The organism is Nocardioides carbamazepini, assembly GCF_024614185.1.
Classification (GTDB): domain Bacteria; phylum Actinomycetota; class Actinomycetes; order Propionibacteriales; family Nocardioidaceae; genus Nocardioides; species Nocardioides carbamazepini.
In genome coordinates this window covers 488,840-511,110 of sequence record NZ_JAHTLF010000015.1, presented here as the reverse complement: position 1 = coordinate 511,110, position 22,271 = coordinate 488,840, and the positions used below count along the sequence as shown (strand labels likewise).

Sequence of the window (22,271 nt, the reverse complement as noted above, 5' to 3'; positions counted from 1 at the left end):
GTGTTCGTGTCTTCGAGCCATCGTTCGGTCCCACCCGCACTGCTCAGCCACCCGTCGATCGCGGCCCTGATCGAGCGCGCCGCGCCGATGGGCCGCGTCGGGGCGGAGGACCTCCGCCAGGCATTCGCCGCCGCTGAGGTCGCCCCCGCGCAGCTGAAGTCCCTGATGGCCCACCTGTCGGGCCTCGGCATCTCCGTCGAGCTCGACTCGCCCGTCGAGCAGCGCGCCGTGGCCGCGGCCGCGCGCAAGACGGCGTCGGCCACCGCGACGACCACCAAGAAGGCGCCGGCCCCGAAGCCGGCCGCCCCCGCGAAGAAGGCAGCGCCCGCGCCCACCCCGGCGCCGAAGGCCCCTGCCGCGAAGGCGGCTCCGGCCGGCTCCGGCGAGGCGAAGGCCCCCGCCGTGGGCCCCGACGGCAAGAAGATCCTGCCGGACATCCCCGACGAGCAGTTCGAGAAGGACGTCGTCGCCGACCCCAGCATCAAGGAGGACGAGGAGGAGGCCAGCGCCACGTCCTCGTTCGTCGTGTCGGCCGCCGACGAGACCGACGAGCCTGCCCAGCAGGTCATGGTCGCCGGCGCCACCGCCGACCCGGTCAAGGACTACCTCAAGCAGATCGGCAAGGTGCCGCTCCTCAACGCCGAGATGGAGGTCGAGCTCGCCAAGCGGATCGAGGCCGGGCTGTTCTCGGACGAGAAGCTCGCCAAGGGCGGCAAGCTCTCGCCGAAGGTCAGCGAGGAGCTCGAGTGGATCGCGGAGGACGGTCGCCGCGCCAAGAACCACCTGCTCGAGGCCAACCTGCGCCTCGTCGTCTCGCTCGCCAAGCGCTACACCGGTCGCGGCATGCTCTTCCTGGACCTGATCCAGGAGGGCAACCTCGGCCTGATCCGCGCGGTCGAGAAGTTCGACTACACCAAGGGCTACAAGTTCTCGACGTACGCCACCTGGTGGATCCGTCAGGCGATCACCCGCGCGATGGCCGACCAGGCCCGCACCATCCGGATCCCGGTGCACATGGTCGAGGTCATCAACAAGCTCGCCCGCGTCCAGCGCCAGATGCTGCAGGACCTCGGCCGCGAGCCGACCCCGGAGGAGCTCGCCAAGGAGCTCGACATGACCCCGGAGAAGGTCGTCGAGGTCCAGAAGTACGGCCGCGAGCCGATCTCGCTGCACACCCCCCTGGGTGAGGACGGCGACTCCGAGTTCGGCGACCTGATCGAGGACTCCGAGGCGATCGTCCCGGCCGACGCGGTCAGCTTCACGCTGCTGCAGGAGCAGCTGCACGCCGTCCTCGACACGCTCTCCGAGCGCGAGGCGGGCGTCGTCAGCATGCGCTTCGGCCTGACCGACGGCCAGCCGAAGACGCTCGACGAGATCGGCAAGGTCTACGGCGTGACCCGCGAGCGGATCCGCCAGATCGAGTCGAAGACGATGTCGAAGCTGCGGCACCCGTCGCGTTCGCAGGTCCTGCGCGACTACCTGGACTGATTGGTTGGGCGCGAGCGTGTCGCATACGACGCTCGCCGCCCGGGGCCTCGCAAGCTCGGCCCCACGGGCTTCGCGCCGTGCGGCTGCGCCGCCGTGCGCCACGCTGCCGCGCGCGGCGGGGACGCTGGTCGTTCTCGCCGCGCTCGCCGCGGGCTGCAGCACCCCGTCCGCCGATCCGCGCCGGCCGGCCGGCTCCCCACCGAACGCACCTACGGCGACTCGTACTGCGGAGCTGACAGCGCCGCGTCCCGTCACCTTCGATGCCGCGGTGGCCTCCGCGGCGGTGGAGCACCTCGCCGGCACGATCGGGCCACGGCTGGCCACCGGTCCCGGCTTCCGGGCGGCCGCCGACTGGGCGGCTGGTGAGCTGACCGCCGCCGGGTACGACGTCCGCCGCCAGCGCTTCACCGTGCCGGCGGGAGACTCGTGGGGCGTTCCGGTCGCCGCCGGCCGCAGCCAGAACGTGATCGCCGCGCCGCCCGGCTTCGACCCCGCGCGGCCGCACCTCGTGCTGGGCGCCCACCTCGACACCGTGGCCGTCTCGCCCGGCGCCGAGGACAACGCGTCGGGCGTCGGCGTCCTGCTCGCGCTCGCGCGCACCGAGCTGCGAGCGCGGCTGCCGGTCGTGCTCGTGCTCTTCGGTGCCGAGGAGCCGCGCGGCACGTCCGACGACGACCACCACTACGGCTCGCGCCACTACGTCGCCGGACTCACCCAGCCCGAGCGTGCGGCCGTCCGCGGCATGCTGGCGCTGGACCGGGTCGGCGTGGGAGCCGCCGTGCCGGTCGGCAGCGCGACCGACGAGCCGCCGGGCGCGCTGGTGCGGGCGGCGCGCCGGGCCGGGGTGCGCCACATCGCGGAGAGCGGGCAGCGCTCCAGCGATCACTGGTCGTTCGTCCGCGCCGGGCTGCCCGGGCTGCGGATCGGCAGCACGCCGTACGCCGGCTACCACAACGCCCGCGACCTGCCCGGTCTCGTGGACGTCGGCCAGCTCGACCGGGTCGGCCGGCTGGTCCTGGCCTGGCTCAGGGGCTGAGGAACGGGCCCCCACCATGGCGCCAGACGTCCCCCAGGATGTCGGCGGCCACCGCACCCCGCACCGGTCGCGGCGCGAAGTCCCCGTCCATCACGTACGGGACCAGCCGGAACCCCTTGAGCTCGTTGCCCCAGAACACCGCCTCGAGTACGACGCCCTGCTGGGTCTGGGGCATGAAGTCCATGTCGAACACGAAGTTGCCCAGCGAGTGCGCGACCAGCGCGCCGTCGTACCACTCCAGGCCCTGCACCCAGTGCGGGTGTCCGCCGACCACGAGGTCGGCACCGGCGTCGACCAGCCGGCGGGCGACCTGCGTCTGCACGGGCTCGGCGACATGGGTGTACTGCGTGCCCCAGTGCGGGAGGACCACCACCACGTCGACCTCGCCGTCGACTCGCCGGACCAGACCCTCGACATGGGCGAGGTCGCGCTCCACGAGCGGACCGGTCCGCGGCGGCATCCGCACCGACAGCGCGCCGGGGCGACGGGCCGTCGCCCGCGGCGTCTCCCCGATGGCGTTGAAGCCGAGGAAGGCGAAGCGCACGCCGTTGCGCTCGGCGACGTACGCCGCGCCCGCCTCGGCCCGGTCGCGTCCCGCTCCGAAGGACCGGACCGGGCCGTCGGCGAGTTGGTCCAGCGTCGCCAGGAACGCCTGCTCGCCGAAGTCGCCGGTGTGGTTGTTGGCCAGGGACACCGCGTCGAAGCCGGCGTCGGCGAGCCCGTCGAGGATCTCGGGCGGCGCGGCGAAGGAGTCTCCGCCCTGCTGCGGCGGACCGTCCTCGGACAGGGTGTTCTCGAGGTTGCCGATGGTCAGGTCGACGGAGCGCAGCCGGTGCTGGAGCGGGCGCAGGGGCAGGCCGGCGTCGCCGGCCGCCGCGGCACGGGCACCGACCCGGCGGCCGAGCATGACGTCGCCGACCACGCTCAGCGTGGTCACCGCCGGTGGCGCCGGACCGGCGACGAGGAGCGGGTAGTCCGCCGGTCGCCGGAGCGGGTCGACGCCGCCGACGCGCGCCGCCCGAACGGTGGCGTCGACCTCGGCGGCGGGGACCACGGCCACGGCATACCGGTCCCGGCGTACCTCCCGCGCGCTCGCGACGAGGCGGAGCGGCCGGTCGGTCCCGTCCAGCGTCCGCCAGGAGCCGACCTCGCCCGCGGCGATGGCCTCCGCCTCGGCGAGGGTGAGGCGCGGTGCCGGCCGGGTCGCGTGGACCGCGACGACCAGCGGCTGCCGTGCGGCGGGTGGCGTCGATGAGCCTTGGGGCGCCGGCGGGGCCGGGGCCGCAGTGCACCCGGCGGCGAGCGCGGCCACGAGTATGCCGAGGCCGAGGGTGGCGCCGCGCCGGGTCATCCCGGCATGGTCGCACTCAGTCGCCGGCCGGCACCACCATCGGGGTGCCCGCCACGGGGTCCGGGACGACGACGCACGGCAGCCCGAACGCCGCCTCGACCACGTCCGCGGTGACGACGTCGGCCGGCGGTCCCTCGGCGAGGATCCGGCCGGCCGACATCACGATGAGGTGGTCGCTGTAGCGGCAGGCGAGGTTGAGGTCGTGCAGCACGGTGACGATGGTGCGCCCGGTGGCCCGGTTGAGTGCGCGCAGCAGGCGGAGCAGGTCGACCTGGTGACTGATGTCGAGGTACGTCGTCGGCTCGTCGAGCAGTAGCAGGTCGGTCTCCTGCGCGAGGGCCATCGCGATCCAGACCCGCTGCCGCTGACCGCCGGACAGGGCGTGCAGCGGGCGGTCCACGAGCTCGACGGTGTCGGTGGCGGCGAGGGCGTCCGCGACGGCGGTCTCGTCGCGCGTGCTCCACTGGCGGAACCAGCCCTGGTGCGGGTGCCGGCCCCGGGAGACCAGATCCGCGACGGTGATGCCGTCCGGCGCCACGGGCGTCTGCGGGAGCAGGCCCAGGATCCGGGCGACCTCGCGCGAGCCGCGGTCCAGGATCGGGGTCCCGTCGAGCAGCACCTCGCCCGCCGATGGGCGCAGCAGGCGCGCCAGGCCGCGCAGCAGCGTCGACTTGCCGCACGCGTTGGCGCCGACGATGGCCGTGACCCGGCCGTCCAGCACGTCCAGGTCCAGGCTGTCGACGACCACCCGGTCGTCGTATCCCAGGGACAGGTCGCGGGCCGCCAGGCGTGGCGTCGCGGGGGACTCGGTCAGGGTCATCCGCCCATTCCTCTCCGGTTGGTGGTGGCGATCAGCCACAGCAGGTAGGGCGCCCCGACGGCGCCGGTGACCACGCCGGTCGGGACCTCGACGGGCAGGAGGTACTGGGCGACATAGTCCGCGACGAGGCACAGGAGGGCGCCGACGGCGCCGGCGGCGACGATGCCGCCACGGGCGCTGCCGAGTAGCCGGTCGGCGACCGGGCCGGCCACCAGGGCCACGAAGGCGATCGGGCCCGCGACGGCCGTGGCCAGCGAGGTGAGCAGGACGCCGACCGCGATCAGAGCGAGCCGGGTGGGCTCCATGCGCACGCCCAGCCCTCGCGCCGTGTCGTCGCCCATCTCGACGGTGCGCAGCATCCGCTGGAGCACGGGGATGAACGGCACGAAGACGATCAGCGCGACCAGCAGCACGTCGTTCTCCGCGTCTCCGGCCTGGCCGATCGACCCGGTCAACCAGTGCAGCGCGGCCCGGGCCTCGGTCAGCGACGTCCGGGTGAGCAGGTAGCCCACGATCCCGGTGGAGAACGCCGCCGTGCCGATGCCGATCAGCACGAATCGGTAGCCGGTGATGCCGTCGCGCCAGGCGAGGAGGTACATGACGGCCGCGGTCACCAGCCCGCCCACGAACGCGAGCGCCGGCAGGCTGGCGCCGGCGAAGGCCGGGACGGCGATGCCCGCGACAGCCGCGGCGCTCGCGCCGGCGGAGATGCCGACGAAGTCCGGTGAGGCCAGGGGGTTGCGCAGCAGCTGCTGGAAGATGGTGCCCGCGGCGCCGAGGGCCAGGCCCACGCACAGCGCGGCCCTGACCTGCGGCCCGGCCAGGTCCCGCACGATGAAGTCGACGGCCCCGTTGTCCCGGATGCCGAGGAGGGAGCCGAGCACCTGGTCGAGGCTGAGTCGGACCGAGCCGAAGCAGAGCGTGAGCAGGGCCAGCAGGGCCGCGACGGACAGGAGGACCACCGGCACGGCGAGCGCGCGGATCCGGCGGCGCTGGCGGGTACGACGCAGCGCGCCGCGCGCGTCGGTGCGGTTCTCCTCGCCCGGACGGGTGGGCGCGGCCGGCGCGGCCGCGGTCGGGGTGCTCATAGCTCCGCCAGCCGGGCGTAGCGGACGAGGAGGACGAAGAACGGGGCGCCGAGGATGCCGAGCACCACGCCGACCTGGAGCTCACCGGTGCCGCCCAGCACTCGGCCGAGGACGTCGGCACCCAGCAGCAGCAGCGCGCCGAGGACCATGGCGTAGGGGAGGACCCACCGGTAGTCGGGCCCGCACAGGAAGCGGGCGACGTGCGGCACCACCAGTCCGACGAAGACGATCGGGCCGCACGCGGCGGTCGCCGCGCCGCAGAGCAGGCCGACGACGAGGAAGAGGACCACCCGGGTGCGGCCCAGGGAGACCCCGAGGCCGCGGGCGGCGTCGTCGCCCAGCGCGAGCGCGTTGAGCCAGCGACCGCACAGCAGCGCGCCGACGACACCGGCGGCCAGGAAGGGGGCCACCCCGGTGACGATGGGGGCGTACCGGCCGGCCAGGGAGCCGACCTGCCAGAACCGGTACTGCTGTTGGGCGGCGAGGTCCGTCAGCAGCAGGCCGGTCGTCACGGCCGTCAGCCCGGCCGTGATCGCGGCGCCGGCGAGAGCCATCTTGACGGGCGTCGCGCCGTCCCGACCGAGCGAGCCGACGGCGTACACGAGCGCGGTGGCGGCGAGGGCGCCGACGAAGGCCGCGGCGACGTGGAACCCGAGGCCGCTGACCCCCAGCAGGGTGATCGAGCCGACCACGGCGAATGCCGCGCCGGCATTGACGCCCATGATCCCGGGATCGGCGAGTGCATTGCGGGTGAGGCCCTGGAGCAGGGTGCCCGCCAGGCCGAGCGCGGCGCCGACGAGCAGGCCGAGGATGGTGCGCGGCACCCGCAGCCGCACGGTCACGGTGTCATCGACCGACGAGGACTGCGTGAAGTGGCCGAACGCGTCCAGGACGTCGCGCAGTGCGATGTCCCGGGACCCCTGGGTGATGCTGAGGAACGCCAGCACCGGGACCAGCGCCGCGAGCAGCACGAGGCCGGCGGCGAGCCCGGAGGCCCGCCGCCGGCGCGGCGCCGCTGTCGCGGTGACGGTTGCTGCGGACACCCGGCGATCAGTCGCCGATGGTGTCGTCGACGTCGGCCAGGTCGGCGGTCAGCTTGGTGAGGGCGTCGGCGTAGTCGGCGTACGTGTGCAGCCAGAACGCCGGCCACTCGATCAGCTGGCCCGCCTCGGCCGCGCGGATCGAGGTCCAGGTCGGCTGGGCGGCGACGGTCTTCTTGGCCTCCTCGAAGCTGCGGCTGTCGATGAGGAGCACGTCGGGCTGGTACTTGTCGGCGTTCTCCCAGCTCAGGTTCTCCCAGTACGGGAAGTCCGGGTCCGGAGTGTCGGGCGTGACGACCTGCAGCCCCCACTCGGTGAAGTCCAGCAGCTCCGGGGCGTACTCCGGGTTGGCCGCATAGAGCAGGTCGGCGGTCGGCGAGACGGCCAGGGCGGTCAGGTCCTTGTCCTCCATGGCGGCGACGAACGCGTCCCGGGCCTCCTCGAAGGCGGCCTTGTCCTCGGCGCCCTGGGAGTCCTCGACGTCCGCGCCGAGGGTCTCGGCGAGGTCCTCGTAGCCCTCGGCCAGGTTGAGGATCGAGCCACCCTGCGACGGCCCCACGACGGGCGCCAGCTCGGCGAGCTTCTTGCTCTTGGCCTTCACGCTGTTCTCGAGGCCGGAGTGCGCCTTCTCGGCGGGCCACCAGTCGGCCACGATCAGGTCGGGGGCGAGGGTCGAGGCCTTGGCGACGTCGATGGAGCCCCACTCCTCGCCGAGGATCTCGATGCCGGTCAGGTCGACCCCGTCCAGGTTCGGGTCGGTGTCGACGGGCTCGTCGCCGTAGATGCCCACCGGTCGGATGCCGTAGGAGATGAGGGCGGCGGCCGCCGGCGCGTGCGCGATGATCCGGGTCGGCACCTGGTCGAGCTCGACGACCTCGCCGGATCCGTCGGTGAAGGTCCACGGGCCCTCGGGCGTCGCCGACGCGCCGGAGGCGGGCTTGGCGTCGTCATCGTCGTCCGCGACGTCGGAGGAGCAGGCGGACAGGGCCAGGGCCAGGCTGGCAGCCGTGGCGACGGCGAGGCGGAGTCTCATGAGGTAAGGCTAGCCTGGCCCGTGCCGGTGGGCTGCGGGGAGTCTCGAAAAACGCACAGACCCGAAAAACGCACAGGCCCCGAGCGGACTCGGGGCCTGGTGCTGTCGACCGGTGTGGTCGAGCGGGTGTCAGTCGGCGACGGGGGCCGGCCTCTCGGTGAGCCGGTGGGACTCGTCGTGGAACCGGACGGCGATGTCCTTGAGAGCGTCTCCGTGCTCACGCGCGTGGTGGGCGCAGAAGAGGAGCTCTCCGCCCGAGGCGAGCTCTACGCGGAGGTAAGCCTGGGCGCCACAACGATCGCAGCGGTCCTCCGCGGTCAACGCGGCGCTGGGAGCAACAGCAGTTGTCATCTCGGGCCTCTCCTCAATCGATGCGATGGCACCCTCATCGGGTGTCGTCCGGATCAACGTAGCGGCCGGGGCAAAAGATTCCCGCCCGCGTGTGTTCCATTCCACTTGTGCTTCCCGACCATCCAAGCACCCGCCGGAGGGTCGTTCCGCCATTTTCCACTGCTCGAAACCAGCTTGTGATCATCCGGTCGGGCGGATCCGGTGATCCGTCCGGGGGCCGGTGCTGGTCCTCCGGTCATTCGACATCGCCCGGCACCCGTGTGCCTGCATCACCGCCCGGCGTGTCGCGGGTAGATTCAGGTCCTCGGAACCACCCTGATCCACCCGTGAGGAGCCGGTCATCGCCGACAACACCTACAACGCAGCCCACCTCCTGGTCCTCGAGGGCCTCGAAGCGGTGCGGAAGCGTCCCGGGATGTACATCGGCTCCACCGACACCCGGGGGCTGATGCACTGCCTGTGGGAGATCATCGACAACGGCGTCGACGAGGCCCTCGGCGGCAACGCCGGCCGGGTCGAGGTGGTCCTGCACGCCGACGACTCCGTCGAGGTCTACGACGACGGCCGGGGCATCCCGACCGACAAGGAGCCCAAGACGGGGCTGCCGGGCGTCGAGGTCGTGGCGACCAAGCTGCACGCCGGCGGCAAGTTCGGTGGCGGCTCGTACGTCGCCACGGGTGGTCTGCACGGTGTCGGCCTGTCGGTCGTCAACGCGCTCTCGAGCCGCATGGACATCGACGTCGACCGCTCGCCGGCCAGCCAGGGGATCAGCTTCCAGCGTGGCGTGCCCGGTGTCTTCGACGGCGAGGGCCCGGCGGCCCGCTTCAGCCCGCAGTCCGGCCTGACCCGCAAGGGCGGCCGGGTCGCCAAGGGCAGGACCGGCACCCGGATCCGGTTCTGGCCGGACCGCCAGATCTTCACCAAGGACGCCGGGTTCGTCCTCGACGGCCTGATCGGGCGGGCCCGACAGACCTCGTTCATCGTCCCGGGGCTCGAGCTGGTCATCAGTGACCAGCGCTCCGCCGACAAGGCCGAGTGGACCGAGGAGAAGTTCCGCCACGACGGCGGCATCGGCGAGTTCTGCGACTACCTCGCCACCGGTGAGCCGGTCACCGAGGTGCTGCGGCTGCAGGGCAGCGACGTCTTCACCGAGACCGTCCCGCTGCTCGACGACCAGGGCCACATGACCCCGCAGGACGTCGAGCGCGAGCTGAGCGTCGACGTCGCCGTCCGTTGGGGCACCGGCTACGACACCGAGCTGCGCTCGTTCGTCAACGTGATCGCCACGCCCAAGGGCGGCACCCACGTCTCCGGCTTCGAGAGCGCTCTCACCAAGACGTTCAACGACGCGATGCGTGCCTCGAAGGCGCTCAAGGTCAATGACGACGACGTGATCAAGGACGACGTCCTCGAGGGCATGACCGCCGTCGTCACGGTCCGGCTCGCGGAGCCCCAGTTCGAGGGCCAGACCAAGGAGATCCTCGGCACGCCGGCCGCGCGGACCGTCGTCCGCAAGGTCGTCGCCAAGGAGCTCAAGGAGTTCCTGACCTCGACCAAGCGGGCCGAGAAGGCGCAGGCCAAGCTCCTCATGGAGAAGGTCGTCGCCGCCTCCAAGACCCGGATCGCCGCGCGCCAGCACAAGGAGACCCAGCGTCGCAAGAGCGCGCTGGAGTCCTCGACCCTGCCGGCCAAGCTCGCCGACTGCCGCTCCGGCGACAACGAGCGCACCGAGCTGTTCATCGTCGAGGGCGACTCGGCGCTCGGCACCGCCAAGCTGGCGCGCAACGCCGAGTTCCAGGCGCTGCTGCCGATCCGCGGCAAGATCCTCAACGTCCAGAAGGCGTCCGTCGGCGACATGCTCAAGAACACCGAGTGCGCCTCGATCATCCAGGTCGTCGGCGCCGGCTCCGGACGCACCTTCGAGCTCGACGCGCGCCGCTACGGCCGGATCATCTTCATGGCCGACGCCGACTCCGACGGCGCCCACATCCGGACCCTGCTCGCGACCCTCTTCTTCAAGTACATGCCCGACCTGGTCAAGGCCGGCCGGGTCTACTCCGCCGTCCCGCCCCTGCACCGGATCGAGATCTCGAACCCGCGGAAGGGCCAGGACAAGTACGTCTACACGTACTCCGACGACGAGCTGCAGCGCAAGCTCGCCGAGCTCAAGAAGAAGAACGTGCGCTGGAAGGACCCGGTCCAGCGCTACAAGGGCCTCGGCGAGATGGACGCCGACCAGCTGGCCGAGACCACGATGGACCCGCGCCGGCGTACCCTGCGCCGGCTGACCGTCGACGAGCTCGAGGTGGCCTCCGAGGTCTTCGAGCTGCTCATGGGCAGCGACGTCGCACCCCGCAAGGAGTTCATCATCCAGGGCGCCTACGAGGTCGACATGGAGACCCTCGACGCATGAGCGTCGACCGCACCGCCGTCGTCAAGCTGCTGAAGGCGCGGGGCGCCAAGGCGCGGCGCGGCCATCTGCGGATCCCGGCCGGCGACCTGTTCTGGTACGTCGACGTGCTGGCCGACGGAGCCGGGCCGACGCCGCCGCTGCGGCTCGAGGTCGGCTGCTGGACGGCCGCGCTGCCACCCGAGCCGGACGGTGGCGCCGTCGACTGTCCGCTGTTGACGGACGTGCGACTCGGGGGCGACCCGGTCGGCGCCACGACGGCGCTGCTCGACCAGGTCACGGCGATCGGCGACCTGGCCACGCTCCGCGGCAGCCTGGCCGACCTGCCGGGGGCGCTGGTGGACCGGCGCCTCCGAGATCTGCTCTGACGCGGCCCCGGCCGTGACACCCACGGCAGGTTCGAGGGCTCTGCGGGCATGCCGTAGGTGTCATCCGGGTCCGGTGACACCGTCGGTGCCCTGCTCGGCGAGCGCGATCATGGCGTCGCGCTGGTCGAGGAGGTCGTCGAGCGGTGGGGCCGCGCGCCCCAGCCGCCACAGACGCGGCCGGCTGCCCGCACGGGACGCCGCGGCCTCCATCCTGTCGACCACCAGCGTCCGGTCGTGGAGGTCGGCCCCGACGACCTCCACGTACTCCAGGCCCGCGCGGCGGAACAGGTCCTCGCGGCGGACGTCGCGGCGATGCCGGGAGCGGTGACGGTGGACGGCTCCGGCGAACTCGCCGACGATCCCGCGCTCCGGGTCGAGCAGGTCGGGGCGACCGAGGAACCTGTTCTCCAGGTCGAAGACATCGCGATTGACGAGGGGCTGCGGCCATCCGGCGTCGAGTTGCCAGATCAGGCGGAAACGTGACTCCGGGGGAGAGGCACTGCCTTCGTCGGCCAGGGGCAGCACGGCTCGGGCGAGGCGGCTGCCGCGGGCACCCGGGCGTCGGTCGAGGTCGGCGGCGAACCGGCGGATCGACGTCAGCTGGGCGGCCACGGTCATGTCGAGTGCCACCACTGCCTCGCGCAGGTCGTCGAGTCTCGCGAGATGATCGAGAAGTGCCCGTTCAGGAATCGTGCAGCGCACGCCGTTCAGGAGCACGATGTCTGCGGCCGGCAGGCGGTCACGAAGGACCAGCACCTCCGGCGTGGACCGGAGCCGGGCATCGCCCTCGACCAGAGGGACCGGCACCGCCGTCCTCGCGTCGATGCCGAGACCGTCGAAGTACGCCGCTCGGTGCAGACGGAGCGATGCCCACCCGGTGATGACACCCCGGCCGCGCGAGCGCGCGAACGCCTCGACGATGCGCTGCTCGGGCGTGGAACCGTCGACGGCGGCGGGAGCGTAGAGGTTCCGTCCGGTCCGCCGCCACCGGGGGCCGGCGGCCTGGCCGCGCGTCGGTCCGTTTCGTCCGGAGGGATCCATCGGGACCGGCCAGGTCACCAGCGGTGCCTGGTGGAGTCTCGGGTGCCACTCGTCGGTCATGCACTTTGCCCTGCCCGCTGTGGGCGGACCGGCAAACGCGGGGAAGGTGGCCTGTGGACGACCGGCAGTGGATCGCCAGCGCATCGGCGAGACACTCACGGCAGGTCTCGGCCCTCCGGAACCCTGCCGTGAGTGTCAGACGACCTGCTCGAGCAGCCCCGTGTCGACGTCGTAGATGAACCCGCCGACCTTGACCGCGTCGGGAACGAGCGGGTGCGAGGTGACCTTGCGGACGTCCTCGGCCAGCGCCGTGCGCTGGTCGGCGATGACGTGGAAGGGGTGCCAGGTCACGTCGTGGCCGACGGCGGCACCGATCTTGTCGTGGATCTCGGCCTCGGTGCTCGACGCCATCGCGCAGCGGGTGTGCGGGATCACGAGCACCCGGTCGACGTTGAGCAGGTGGGCGCCGAGGACGAGCGCCTCGAGGGCGGCCTCGGTGATCCGCCCGCCGGGATTGCGGAAGATCTTGGCGTCGCCGTAGTCGAGGCCGAGCATCCGCAGCGGGTCGATCCGGGAGTCCATGCAGGTCACGATCGCGACGCCCGCGTGGGCCTTGCCGTCGAAGCCGGCATGGTCGAACGTCTCGGCGAAGTCGCGGTTGGCCTTCAGCAGATCGTCGAAGTCACCCATGACCGCCAGATTATCCGCCCGCGCGCAGGGCCTCCGCCGTGTCCACGTTCTGGGTGCGCACACGCGAGAGCACGAGCACCGCCAGCACGGCCGCGGCGAAGGCCGCGACCGCCGCGCCCCGGAACACGGCCTGCTCCTGCACGATGCCGAGCTCGGTGATGCCGAGGCCGGGGTCGGACTCCTGGGCGGCGTAGAGCCGGCGCAGGCCGATCGTGGTCAGCGCGGAGATGCCGACGAGCATGCCGACCATGCGGGCGACCACGACCAGCGCGCTGGCCAGGCCGTGCGTGTCGTCGTCGGTCACCGCGAGGATGGCGGCGTTGACGGGTGCCAGGGCGAGCCCGAAGCCGAGGCCGCCGAGGACCAGCGGGACGTTGGCGGCGAACCCGTTCAGGCTGTCGGCGTCCCACTGGCCCATCGCGAGGAAGGCGCCGCCGGCGGCGGCCATGCCGGCGGCGGTGAGTACGCCGGCGTCGACGCGCCGCAGCAGCCAGCCGCCGATGACCGCGCCGATCGGGAGCGCGGCCAGGAAGCGGAGCAGGACGAGTGCCGCACCGAGCTGGGAGTCCTGCTCCGTGGTGGTGCGCGCGAAGAGCGGGATGTCGACGAGGGCGGCGATCAGCGCCCAGCCCACCAGGAAGCTGACCGCGAGGGCACCCCAGGCGGGGAGCGGTCGCAGCGTGCCCCGCGGCACGATCGGCGCCGCGGCCCGGCGCAGATGCAGGACGAGGAGGACCGCGGCCACGGCCGAGCCGGTGAGGAACCATGGCCCCTGGGGGGAGAACACGGCGACCTCGGGGTCGGCGGTCGCGAAGGCGAGCACGATGCCGCCCAGGACGACGGCGAGCAGGCTCGCGCCCAGCAGGTCGGCCGCCAGCAGGTGGCCGAGCCAGCCGCGGAGGTCGACGAGGGCGTGCGGCCGGAGCCAGCACCACGCCACCAGCAGGACGGACGCGACGACCGTGGTGACGCCGACGGGGGTGACCCACCGGCTGCCACCGTCGACGTACGGGATGAACAGGCGGCCCCAGCTCAGGTCGCGCTGGAGGGGTCCCGGCTGGACGAAGGTGAGGAACCCCGCGCCGAGGGTGGCCGCGAGGAGGAGCAGGGCGACCAGCCGGTCGAGGACGCCGCGCAGGTCCCGTGGCGGCCGCTGCGCGACCTCCCCGACCGCCGTGAACCGGACCGCCACACCGACCGCGACCACGAGCAGGGCGCCGACCGCGAGGTTGATCGCGAAGATCCCGCGCCAGGAGGTGAAGGAGAGCACGAACGCGCCGAACAGGGGGCCCAGCACGCTGCCGAACTCCTGCACCGCCGACACGATCCCGAGGGGGAGCCCGCGCCGGTCGACCGGGTAGAGCGCGGCGACCAGCGACATCGTCGCCGGGACCAGTCCGCCACCGCCCACGCCCTGGAGGAACCGGCCCGCCACCATGCTGGGCAGGTCGTAGGAGATCGCGGTGACCAGCGAGCCCGCCGCGAACACGACCAGCGACATCGCGAGGACGGGCACCTGCCCGCGCAGGTCGGCGATCCGCCCGATCAGCGGCAGCATCGCGACGTAGCCCAGCAGGAAGCCGGAGACGATCGGCGCCGCCCGCTGCAGCTCCTCGACCGGGATGCCGGCGCCCGCCATCATGTCCGGCAGCGCCAGGACGACGACGTACGTGTCGACCGCCGCGAAGGCGACGGCGACAGCGCAGAAGGTCAGGAGCAGCCGGTTCGCCGCGCTCATCGGTGGCGACTCACTTCGGCGCCGAGACGTCCTTCGTGACGTCGTACTTCGTGACGTCGATGGTGTACGTCAGCGGCTCGGAGTCCTTGAAGAAGACGCCGGTGAGTCGAGCGGTGCGCAGGTAGCCCTCGTCGTCGAGGCGGTAGGTCGCCTCGAAGTCGTCACCTTCTGCGCAGGGCAGGATCGCGCGGATCGAGTCGCCCGTGGCGGTGCCGGTGTAGGTGTGGAAGACCTCCTTGTTGTCCGTGCCACCGCGCTCGGACTCGCCGGCCTTGACGTCGGTGCTGCTGGTGAGCACGGTCGAGACGCCGGTCGTCGGGTCGAGCAGCGTGGCCGGGTCGGGGGCGCACAGGTCCGCCGGCTGGTACTGGTCGGTCCAGCCCAGGATCGGCGCCTTGATCCACAGCGTGCCGTCGACCGAGACGACGTCGATCGAGCTCGCCTCGAAGCCGCTGACCCGGCCCGCGACGGTGCCCTCGAAGGCCGGCGGGTCGGCGACGATGGTGCCGCTCGCCGACGAGAGGTAGTCGGTGCCCGGGTCGTCGCCGGTCGAGAGGGAGACCTCGATGCCGCTGGTGCCGTCGAGCAGCTCCTTGGCATTCGCGCCCGTGTCGGACCAGGACTCCGCCTTCTTCGAGCCACCGCCGTCGCCACCTCCCGAGCAGGCGGTCAGGCCGCCGACGGCGACGAGTGCGGAGAGCAGGCCGGCGGCCACGCGGGTCGGGGTCGTCATGCGCTCACCCTGACACACCCAGGGTCACCAGGAGCGGTCCGGCCGCCGCGGCGAGCGCCTGGCTGCCCGGGACGCCGGAGCCGTCACGGCGGCCGTTGGCCTCCGGCAGGTCGACGGGCGCTCCGCTGGTCGCCGCCGCCCTGGCCGGCGCGGGGCCGGCCCAGGCGAACACGAGCGCGTCCTCGCCCTTGAGGAAGCGGTGGCAGCGGACGCCGCCGGTGGCACGTCCCTTGGCGGGGTACTCCCAGAAGTCGGTCACCTTGACCGAGCCGGGCTCGGTGCCGGGCAGGGCGGTCGAGGAGCCGGAGGCGGTCACCAGCACGACGCCGCCGGGGGAGTTGAGGTCGAGGACGCCGAACCAGACCACCCGCTCGCGGTCAGCCACCCGGACGCCTGCCATGCCGCCGCCGGAGCGGCCCTGCGGGCGCACCGCGTCGGCGGGGAAATGGAGCAGCTGGGCGTCGGAGGTGACGAAGCAGAGCTCCTCCTGGCCGGTGCGCAGCTCGACGGCGCCGACGACCTCGTCGCCGTCCTTGAGGCCGATGACCTCCCACTCGTCCTTGCTGAGGACCTCGGGGTTGACCCGCTTCACGACACCCTGCCGGGTCCCCAGCGCCAGGCCGGGGCCCTCGGCACTCAACGTCGTCAGGGCCAGGGCGCGCTCCCCGGCCGCGAGCTCGAGCACCTCGGTGAGCGGGAGACCGCCCTGGAGGTTGGGCTCGTTGGCCGACGGCGGGATGGCGGGCAGGTCGAGCACGCCGAGCCGCAGCAGCCGTCCGGCCGAGGTGATCACGCCGATGTCGGAGCGGGCGGAGGTCCGGATCGCCGAGACCACCACGTCGTGGTTGGCGCGGCCGCCGCCGGTGCCGATCTCGTCGGCGTTGCTGGTGCGTGCCAGCAGCCCGGTCGAGGAGAGCAGCGCGAAGCAGGGGTCGTCGGCGACCTCGAGCGGCGTGGCCGCGGCGGCGACGGCGGTGCCGGCCGACTCGAGCAGGACCGTCCGGCGTGGGGTGCCGAACGTCTTGGCGACCTCGGCCAGCTCGGAGGAGACGACCTTCTTGAGCAGTGCCTCGTCGTTGATGATGGCGTCGAGCTCCTCGATCTCGCGGCGCAGCTGCTCCTGCTCCTTCTCGAGCTCCAGCCGGCTGAACCGGGTCAGCCGGCGCAGCTGCATCTCGAGGATGTACTCGGCCTGGATCTGCGAGAGCTCGAAGACCGTGATCAGGCGTTCCTTGGCGGCGGCGGAGTCGTCGCTGGTGCGGATCACCTGGATGACCTCGTCGATGTCGAGCAGCGCGATGAGCAGTCCGTCGACGAGGTGGAGCCGGTCGGCCTTCTTGCCACGCCGGAACTTCGAGCGGCGATGGACGACCTCGTAGCGGTGCTGGAGGAAGACCTCGAGCATCTCCTTGAGGCCCATCGTCCGCGGCTGGCCGTCGACCAGGGCGACGTTGTTGATGCCGAAGGAGTCCTCGAGCGGCGTCAGCTTGTAGAGCTGCTCCAGCAGGGCCTCGGGGACGAAGCCGTTCTTGACCTCGATGACCAGGCGCAGGCCGTTCTCGCGGTCGGTGAGGTCCTTGACGTCCGCGATGCCCTGCAGCTTCTTGGACTGGACGAGGACCTTGATCCGCTCGACGATCTTCTCGGTGCCGATGTTGTAGGGCAGCTCGGTGACGACGATGCCCTTGCGTCGCCCGATCGTCTCGATCCGGGCCGTCGCGCGCATCTTGAAGATGCCGCGGCCGGTCTCGTAGGCGTCGCGGATGCCGTCGAGGCCCACGATCTTGCCGCCGGTCGGCAGGTCGGGACCGGGGATGAACCTCATCAGCCCGTCGATGTCGGTCTTGGGGTGCTGGATCAGGTGGCGCAGCGCCTGGACCACCTCGATCAGGTTGTGCGGCGCCATGTTGGTCGCCATGCCGACCGCGATGCCCGTCGTACCGTTGACGATCAGGTTGGGGATCGCCGAGGGGAGCACGGTCGGCTCGTACTCGCGGCTGTCGTAGTTGGGCTTGAAGTCGACGGTGTCCTCGTCGATCGAGTCGGTCATCGCGACCGCCGGCGGCGCCATCCGCGCCTCGGTGTAACGCATCGCGGCCGGCGGGTCCTCGCCACCGGGGGAGCCGAAGTTGCCGTGTCCGTCGACCATCGGCAGCCGCAACGCCCAGGGCTGCGCGGTGCGCACGAGGGCGTCGTAGATCGCGCCGTCGCCGTGCGGGTGCAGCCGACCCATGACCTCACCGACGATGCGGGCGCACTTGGAGTGACCGCGATCGGGCCGCAGGCCCATGTCGTTCATCGTGTAGAGGATGCGGCGCTGCACGGGCTTGAGCCCGTCGCGCGCGTCGGGGAGCGCCCGGGAGTAGATGACGGAGTAGGCGTACTCCAGGAACGACGACTGCATCTCGTCGCGGATGTCGGTGTCGAGGATGTGCTCCTCGAAGTCCTCCGGAAGGGACTCCTGCTTCGTACGCCGTGCCATGAGCCTCATTCTCCCGGTTGCCACCGGCGACCCGACCGGGGGCTCGCGGGTGACCCGATAGATTTCTCCCTGTGAGCCCCGGCGACCCGACCCCCACCGACGAGATCGAGGCGCCTCCGGCGCATTGGGAGGGCGACGTCCTGCTCCGCGACGGCCGGACGGCACACATCCGGCCGATCCGGGGCGAGGACGACGAGCTCCTCGTCGAGTTCTACGCCCGGGTCTCCGACGAGTCGAAGTACTACCGGTTCTTCTCCCCGATGCCCGTCCTGTCGGAGCGCGACGTGCGCCGGTTCACCCACGTCGACCACCGCGACCGGGTGGCCCTGGTCCTCATCCTGCAGGAGCGGATGATCGCCGTCGGCCGGTACGACGTCGTGGGGGACAACGAGGCCGAGGTCGCCTTCCTCGTGGAGGACGAGCACCAGGGGCGCGGCATCGCCCAGCTCCTGCTCGAGCACCTCGCCCAGGCCGGTCGCGAGCGCGGGGTGGAGCGGTTCACCGCCGAGGTGCTGCCCGACAACTCCCGGATGATCCAGACCTTCCGCGACGCGGGCTACCGGGTCGTCAGCGGCTACCACGACGGGGTCATCACCCTGGAGTTCCCGATCGACCCGACCGACACGGCGATCGGGGTCATGCACGACCGCGAGCACGCCGCCGAGGCCGCCTCCATCCACCGCTTCTTCCACCCCCGCTCGATCGCCATCATCGGCGCGAGCCGCCGCCAGGACACCATCGGCCAGGTGCTGGTGCGCAACCTCGTCAACGGCGACTTCACCGGCCGGGTCTACGTCGTCAACCCCAGTGCACCCGCCGTGTCGGGCATCCCGGCGTACAAGAACGTCAACGAGATCCCCGACGACGTCGACGTCGCGATCGTGGCGGTCCCGGCGGAGGCGGTCACCGACGTGGTCCTCGATTGCGCCAACAAGGGCGTGCACGGCCTGATCGTCATCTCCTCCGGCTTCGCCGAGACCGGTGAGGAGGGCCGCAAGCGGCAGCGTCACCTGGCCGGGCTGTGCCGCTCCTACGGCCTGCGGCTGATCGGCCCCAACTGCCTGGGCGTGCTCAACACAGACCCGGTGGTACAGGTCAACGCGTCGCTGTCGTCGGTGATGCCGGCCCGCGGCCGTGCGGGCTTCTTCTGCCAGTCCGGTGCCCTCGGCTCGGCCATCCTCGAGAAGGTCAAGAACCGCGGCCTCGGCATCTCGACCTTCGTCAGCGCGGGCAACCGCGCCGACGTCTCCGGCAACGACCTCCTCCAGTACTGGGAGGAGGACGACGCCACCGAGGTCGTCATGATGTACCTCGAGTCGATCGGAAACCCCCGCAAGTTCTCCCGGATCGCGCGCCGGGTCTCGGCCCGCAAGCCGATCGTCGCGGTCCGCTCCGGGCGGACGACCCAGGGCGTGCCGATGGGCCACACCGTCCGCCGCATCGGCGCTCCCCAGGCCGCCGTCGACGCCATGTTCCGCCAGGCCGGCGTGATCCAGGTCGACACCCTCGACGACATGTTCGACGTCGCGCAGCTGCTCGCCCACCAGCAGCTGCCGCGCGGGCGCCGGGTCGCGATCGTCGGCAACTCCGACGCGCTCGGCCTGCTCGCCGCCGACGCCGCGTCCGCGGTCGGCCTGGTCGTCAACCGCTCGGTCGCCCTCGGTGCCGACGCCACCGCCGAGGACTTCGAGGACGCCCTCGACGACGCCATCGACGACCCCGACGTCGACTCGGTCATCGCCGTCTACATCCCGCCGCTCGACGTGTCCGGCGAGGAGGTCGCCAACGTCCTCGCCGCCGTGGGGGAGCAGTCGGACAAGCCGCTCGTCTCCTCGTTCCTCGGCGCCGAGGGCATCCCCGAGCTCCTCCGGGTCCCCGATGTGGCCGGCTCCTCGGCGGGACGCGGCTCGGTGCCGTCGTACCCCGCGGTGGAGGCGGCGGTGCGGGCCCTGGCGCGGGTCGTGGAGTACGCCGTGTGGCTGCACGCCCCCGACGGTCCGGCTGCGGACGCGGGCGAGGTCGACGCCCGCAGCGCCAAGCGCCTCGTCGAGCGGGTCCTCGCCGACCCCGAGGTGGCCGCCACCGGCCGCGAGGTCGAGCTCGACCAGGACCAGGTCACCGCGCTCCTGCGTGCCTACGGCATCGAGCTGTGGCCTGCCGAGGAGGTCGCCGACCTGTCCGCGGCCGTCGCCGCGGGCGAGCGGCTCGGTTGGGACGTCGTGCTCAAGTCGACGCTCGCGTCGGTGCGACAGCGGCCGGACCAGACCCACGTCTGGCGCAACATCGCCGACGCGCACGACATGACGGATGCGTGGGACTATCTGGCCGGGCTGATCGACCCGGCCGTCGGCCGGTTCGTCGTGCAGCGCAACGCGCCGACCGGCGTACCCATCGCCGTCCGGACCTCCGAGGACCCGCTGTTCGGGCCGGTCGTGTCCTTCGGCGTCTCCGGACCGGTCATCGACCTGGTCGGGGACTGGTCCTACCGGGTCCCGCCCTTGGGCGCGCACGAGGTGGCCGCCATGGTGCGCGAGGTGAAGGCCTCGCCGCTGCTGTTCGGCTATCGCGGCGCCGACCCGGTGGACGTGGCGGCGATCGAGGACCTGATCACCCGGGTCGCCGTCCTGCAGAACGACCTGCCCCAGGTGAGCTCGCTGGAGCTGTCGCTGGTGCTCGCCGGCGTCGACTCCGCGTCCGTGCTCACCGCCTCGGCGCGGGTCGCGGCCGTCAAGGACCCGCGGCCCGACTCGCTCGTGCGCCGGATGCCGGACCTGGCGACGACGATCCCGGATTGAGCCGGCGGCCGGAGGCGGCGGCCGCGCGCGTCGCCGTGTGCTCGTCGTGCGAGGATGCGCGCATGACTGACCGGGATCGGACCGCCGACCTCAGTGCCGCGATCGACCGCACCGGCTACTACCCGGAGGTCGTCACCGACGCGGTGGTCGACGCGGTCGCCGGTGAGGCAGTGGTGTCGTTCTACGTCCACCATGAGCCGACCTTCGAGCGTGACGAGGTGCGTCGCCACCAGACGGTCATCGTGCTGACGCCGTCCCGGCTGATCCTGGCCCACACCGACGAGCACACCGGCGACGATCTGCTGCCCGAGCCGTACACCTCGACCTCGACGGAGGCGGTCAGCCTGCGGTCGGTCGCCTCCGTGGTGGTCACCCGGATGACGACCGACCCCACCGCCGGCCCACGCCCCCCGGCCGAGGCGGTCCTCACCATCGGGTGGGGCGCGGTCAACCGGATGGACCTGGAGCCGGCCGGCTGCAACGACCCGCAGTGCGAGGCCGACCACGGCTACACCGGAACGTTGTCCTCCGACGACTTCTCGCTCCGGGTCTCCGCCGCGGCCGACGGCAAGGACGCCGTCGGCGGCCTCCTCTCCTTCGCCGCGTCGCTGTCGGCGCTGACGAGGGGCTGACCGCGTGGCGGGCGCTGAGTTCTGCGAGCCGGCGTACGGCGTCCGCTCGCTCGGGGACATCGTCCCCGCCGCGGCCCATGCGCTGGGCAGTCCCCTCGGCCCGGCGCCGTCCGGGCTGGTGCTGCCGGGTGCGTCCTCGTATGTCGTCTTCCTCATCGACGGGCTCGGCGCACGGCTGCTCGAGAGGTACGCCCACGCGGCGCCGTACCTCTCCTCGCTGCTGGCGACGTCGACCCCGGCCACCGCCAGCGTGCCGTCGACCACGTCGACCTCGCTGACCAGCCTCGGCACCGGGCTGCCGCCGGGCGCACACGGCCTGGTCGGGTTCACCACCCGGATCCCGGGCACGGGCGACCTGCTCAACGCCCTCCTGTGGGACGGCGACGTCGACCCGGTCCAGTGGCAGCCGCACCAGACGGCGTTCGCGTCGCTGCAGGCCGCCGGGGTGCGGGTCACCGTCGTCAACAAGCGGGAGTTCAACGGCAGTGGGCTCACCGTCGCCGCGCACCGGGGCGCGGAGTACGTCGGCGTCGACCGGGTCGGCGAGCGGATCGCCGCGGTGGTGGCCGCGTCGGCCCCCGCGCCGCGGCAGCCCGCCCTGACCTATGTGTACGACGGCGATCTCGACTGGACCGGACACCGTTGGGGCGTGTCCTCCAGCCAGTGGCTGCAGCAGCTGGCCATGATCGACCACGAGGCGGAGCAGCTGCGCGAGGCGCTGCCGTCCGACCGGCGGCTGGTCGTCATCGCCGACCACGGCATGGTCGACGTCCCGGCCGATGCGCGGATCGACGTGTCGACCGACGACGACCTGCGCTCCGGGTTGGCCCTGGTCGGCGGCGAGGCGCGGTTCCGCCACCTCTACTGCAAGGGCGGTGCGGTTCCCGACGTCGTCGCCACCTGGCACGAACGGCTGGGGGAGCGAGCCGAGGTGCTGACCCGGGCCGAGGCGATCGGCCGCGGCTGGTTCGGCCCGGTCGACCCGTCGGTGCTGCCCCGGATCGGCGACGTGATCGTGGCCTGCCGCGACGACTTCGCGGTGCTCTCGACCGAGGGCTTCCCCTATGAGACCAGGCTGATCGGCATGCACGGCTCGCTCACGCCCGAGGAGATGCTGATCCCGGTCCTCGTGGACTGATGGCGAGCTGACGCTGGCGCGGCCCTACAGCGCCTGC

At 72.4% G+C, this 22,271-nt stretch carries 18 protein-coding genes; 7 read left to right on the top strand and 11 right to left on the bottom strand.

All coding sequences use genetic code 11. The features are described 5' to 3' along the window. Together KVF89_RS12330 and KVF89_RS12325 are read left to right on the top strand one after the other, a co-directional pair. The gene (locus KVF89_RS12330) at window positions 1-1,488 is read left to right on the top strand and encodes an RNA polymerase sigma factor (RefSeq protein ID WP_257425860.1); all 1,488 of its coding nucleotides are present in this window, start codon (window positions 1-3) and stop codon (window positions 1,486-1,488) included. Window positions 1,489-1,756: 268 nt separating this feature from the next. Further along, entirely contained in the window at window positions 1,757-2,524 is a 768-nt protein-coding gene (locus KVF89_RS12325; protein WP_257425859.1) for a M28 family metallopeptidase, read from the top strand. On the opposite strand, the gene KVF89_RS12320 is transcribed toward KVF89_RS12325, so the two are convergent. The 6 genes from KVF89_RS12320 to KVF89_RS12295 form a co-directional block, all read right to left on the bottom strand. Beyond that, window positions 2,514-3,875 (bottom strand): CapA family protein, encoded by a 1,362-nt coding sequence (locus KVF89_RS12320; protein WP_257425858.1) that lies wholly within the window; start codon window positions 3,873-3,875, stop codon window positions 2,514-2,516. The two genes, KVF89_RS12325 and KVF89_RS12320, sit on opposite strands and share 11 nt — an antisense overlap. 16 nt (window positions 3,876-3,891) lie before the next feature. Beyond that, window positions 3,892-4,695: an ABC transporter ATP-binding protein gene (locus KVF89_RS12315; protein WP_257425857.1), complete on the bottom strand. Its 804-nt coding sequence runs from the start codon at window positions 4,693-4,695 to the stop codon at window positions 3,892-3,894. Next, window positions 4,692-5,783, bottom strand: a complete 1,092-nt coding sequence (locus KVF89_RS12310; RefSeq protein WP_257425856.1) for a FecCD family ABC transporter permease — start codon at window positions 5,781-5,783, stop codon at window positions 4,692-4,694. The genes KVF89_RS12315 and KVF89_RS12310 overlap by 4 nt, the downstream gene beginning before the upstream one ends. Beyond that, entirely contained in the window at window positions 5,780-6,826 is a 1,047-nt protein-coding gene (locus KVF89_RS12305; protein ID WP_257425855.1) for a FecCD family ABC transporter permease, read from the bottom strand. The genes KVF89_RS12310 and KVF89_RS12305 overlap by 4 nt, the downstream gene beginning before the upstream one ends. 7 nt (window positions 6,827-6,833) lie before the next feature. After that, complete coding sequence (locus KVF89_RS12300) at window positions 6,834-7,856, bottom strand: ABC transporter substrate-binding protein (protein WP_257425854.1); 1,023 nt, start codon at window positions 7,854-7,856, stop codon at window positions 6,834-6,836. A gap of 129 nt (window positions 7,857-7,985) precedes the next feature. Further along, on the bottom strand, window positions 7,986-8,207 hold the full coding sequence (locus KVF89_RS12295; RefSeq protein ID WP_257425853.1) for a DUF7455 domain-containing protein: 222 nt from the start codon (window positions 8,205-8,207) through the stop codon (window positions 7,986-7,988). A 415-nt stretch (window positions 8,208-8,622) separates the two neighbouring features. On the opposite strand from KVF89_RS12295, the gene KVF89_RS12290 reads away from it, so the two are divergent. Both KVF89_RS12290 and KVF89_RS12285 read left to right on the top strand, forming a co-directional pair. Then, a complete protein-coding gene (locus KVF89_RS12290) occupies window positions 8,623-10,620 on the top strand; it encodes a DNA gyrase/topoisomerase IV subunit B (protein ID WP_257425852.1) in 1,998 nt (665 codons plus the stop codon). After that, a complete protein-coding gene (locus KVF89_RS12285; protein ID WP_257425851.1) occupies window positions 10,617-10,985 on the top strand; it encodes a hypothetical protein in 369 nt (122 codons plus the stop codon). The genes KVF89_RS12290 and KVF89_RS12285 overlap by 4 nt, the downstream gene beginning before the upstream one ends. A gap of 60 nt (window positions 10,986-11,045) precedes the next feature. Here KVF89_RS12285 and KVF89_RS12280 read toward each other — a convergent pair whose 3' ends face one another. The 5 genes from KVF89_RS12280 to KVF89_RS12260 form a co-directional block, all read right to left on the bottom strand. Next, window positions 11,046-12,086 (bottom strand): hypothetical protein, encoded by a 1,041-nt coding sequence (locus KVF89_RS12280; protein ID WP_257425850.1) that lies wholly within the window; start codon window positions 12,084-12,086, stop codon window positions 11,046-11,048. Window positions 12,087-12,221: 135 nt separating this feature from the next. Beyond that, complete coding sequence (locus KVF89_RS12275) at window positions 12,222-12,716, bottom strand: beta-class carbonic anhydrase (RefSeq protein WP_257425849.1); 495 nt, start codon at window positions 12,714-12,716, stop codon at window positions 12,222-12,224. Between the two features lie 10 nt (window positions 12,717-12,726). Continuing rightward, entirely contained in the window at window positions 12,727-14,454 is a 1,728-nt protein-coding gene (locus tag KVF89_RS12270) for an MFS transporter (RefSeq protein ID WP_257425848.1), read from the bottom strand. Between the two features lie 10 nt (window positions 14,455-14,464). Beyond that, window positions 14,465-15,187: an LppX_LprAFG lipoprotein gene (locus KVF89_RS12265; protein ID WP_257425847.1), complete on the bottom strand. Its 723-nt coding sequence runs from the start codon at window positions 15,185-15,187 to the stop codon at window positions 14,465-14,467. Between the two features lie 4 nt (window positions 15,188-15,191). Further along, on the bottom strand, window positions 15,192-17,669 hold the full coding sequence (locus KVF89_RS12260) for a DNA gyrase/topoisomerase IV subunit A (RefSeq protein ID WP_257425846.1): 2,478 nt from the start codon (window positions 17,667-17,669) through the stop codon (window positions 15,192-15,194). Between the two features lie 71 nt (window positions 17,670-17,740). Here KVF89_RS12260 and KVF89_RS12255 point away from each other — a divergent pair, with 71 nt between their 5' ends. The 3 genes from KVF89_RS12255 (at window position 17,741) to KVF89_RS12245 (ending at window position 22,234) form a co-directional block, all read left to right on the top strand. Next, a complete protein-coding gene (locus KVF89_RS12255) occupies window positions 17,741-20,464 on the top strand; it encodes a bifunctional acetate--CoA ligase family protein/GNAT family N-acetyltransferase (protein WP_257425845.1) in 2,724 nt (907 codons plus the stop codon). A 62-nt stretch (window positions 20,465-20,526) separates the two neighbouring features. After that, window positions 20,527-21,096 carry a DUF5998 family protein gene (locus KVF89_RS12250; RefSeq protein ID WP_257425844.1) on the top strand — a complete coding sequence of 190 codons (570 nt, stop codon included), beginning with the start codon at window positions 20,527-20,529 and terminating at the stop codon, window positions 21,094-21,096. Between the two features lie 4 nt (window positions 21,097-21,100). Then, on the top strand, window positions 21,101-22,234 hold the full coding sequence (locus tag KVF89_RS12245) for an alkaline phosphatase family protein (RefSeq protein ID WP_257425843.1): 1,134 nt from the start codon (window positions 21,101-21,103) through the stop codon (window positions 22,232-22,234). The last annotated feature ends 37 nt before the right edge of the window (window positions 22,235-22,271 follow it).

Bases quoted from the DNA above. Each gene is read 5' to 3' on its own strand.
- KVF89_RS12265 (WP_257425847.1), bottom strand. From the start codon at position 15,187: ATGACGACCCCGACCCGCGTGGCCGCCGGCCTGCTCTCCGCACTCGTC.
- KVF89_RS12280 (WP_257425850.1), bottom strand. From the start codon at position 12,086: ATGACCGACGAGTGGCACCCGAGACTCCACCAGGCACCGCTGGTGACC.
- KVF89_RS12290 (WP_257425852.1), top strand. From the start codon at position 8,623: ATGTACATCGGCTCCACCGACACCCGGGGGCTGATGCACTGCCTGTGG.
- KVF89_RS12320 (WP_257425858.1), bottom strand. From the start codon at position 3,875: ATGACCCGGCGCGGCGCCACCCTCGGCCTCGGCATACTCGTGGCCGCG.
- KVF89_RS12300 (WP_257425854.1), bottom strand. From the start codon at position 7,856: ATGAGACTCCGCCTCGCCGTCGCCACGGCTGCCAGCCTGGCCCTGGCC.
- KVF89_RS12270 (WP_257425848.1), bottom strand. From the start codon at position 14,454: ATGAGCGCGGCGAACCGGCTGCTCCTGACCTTCTGCGCTGTCGCCGTC.
- KVF89_RS12295 (WP_257425853.1), bottom strand. From the start codon at position 8,207: ATGACAACTGCTGTTGCTCCCAGCGCCGCGTTGACCGCGGAGGACCGC.
- KVF89_RS12260 (WP_257425846.1), bottom strand. From the start codon at position 17,669: ATGGCACGGCGTACGAAGCAGGAGTCCCTTCCGGAGGACTTCGAGGAG.
- KVF89_RS12275 (WP_257425849.1), bottom strand. From the start codon at position 12,716: ATGGGTGACTTCGACGATCTGCTGAAGGCCAACCGCGACTTCGCCGAG.
- KVF89_RS12250 (WP_257425844.1), top strand. From the start codon at position 20,527: ATGACTGACCGGGATCGGACCGCCGACCTCAGTGCCGCGATCGACCGC.
- KVF89_RS12310 (WP_257425856.1), bottom strand. From the start codon at position 5,783: ATGAGCACCCCGACCGCGGCCGCGCCGGCCGCGCCCACCCGTCCGGGC.
- KVF89_RS12315 (WP_257425857.1), bottom strand. From the start codon at position 4,695: ATGACCCTGACCGAGTCCCCCGCGACGCCACGCCTGGCGGCCCGCGAC.
- KVF89_RS12285 (WP_257425851.1), top strand. From the start codon at position 10,617: ATGAGCGTCGACCGCACCGCCGTCGTCAAGCTGCTGAAGGCGCGGGGC.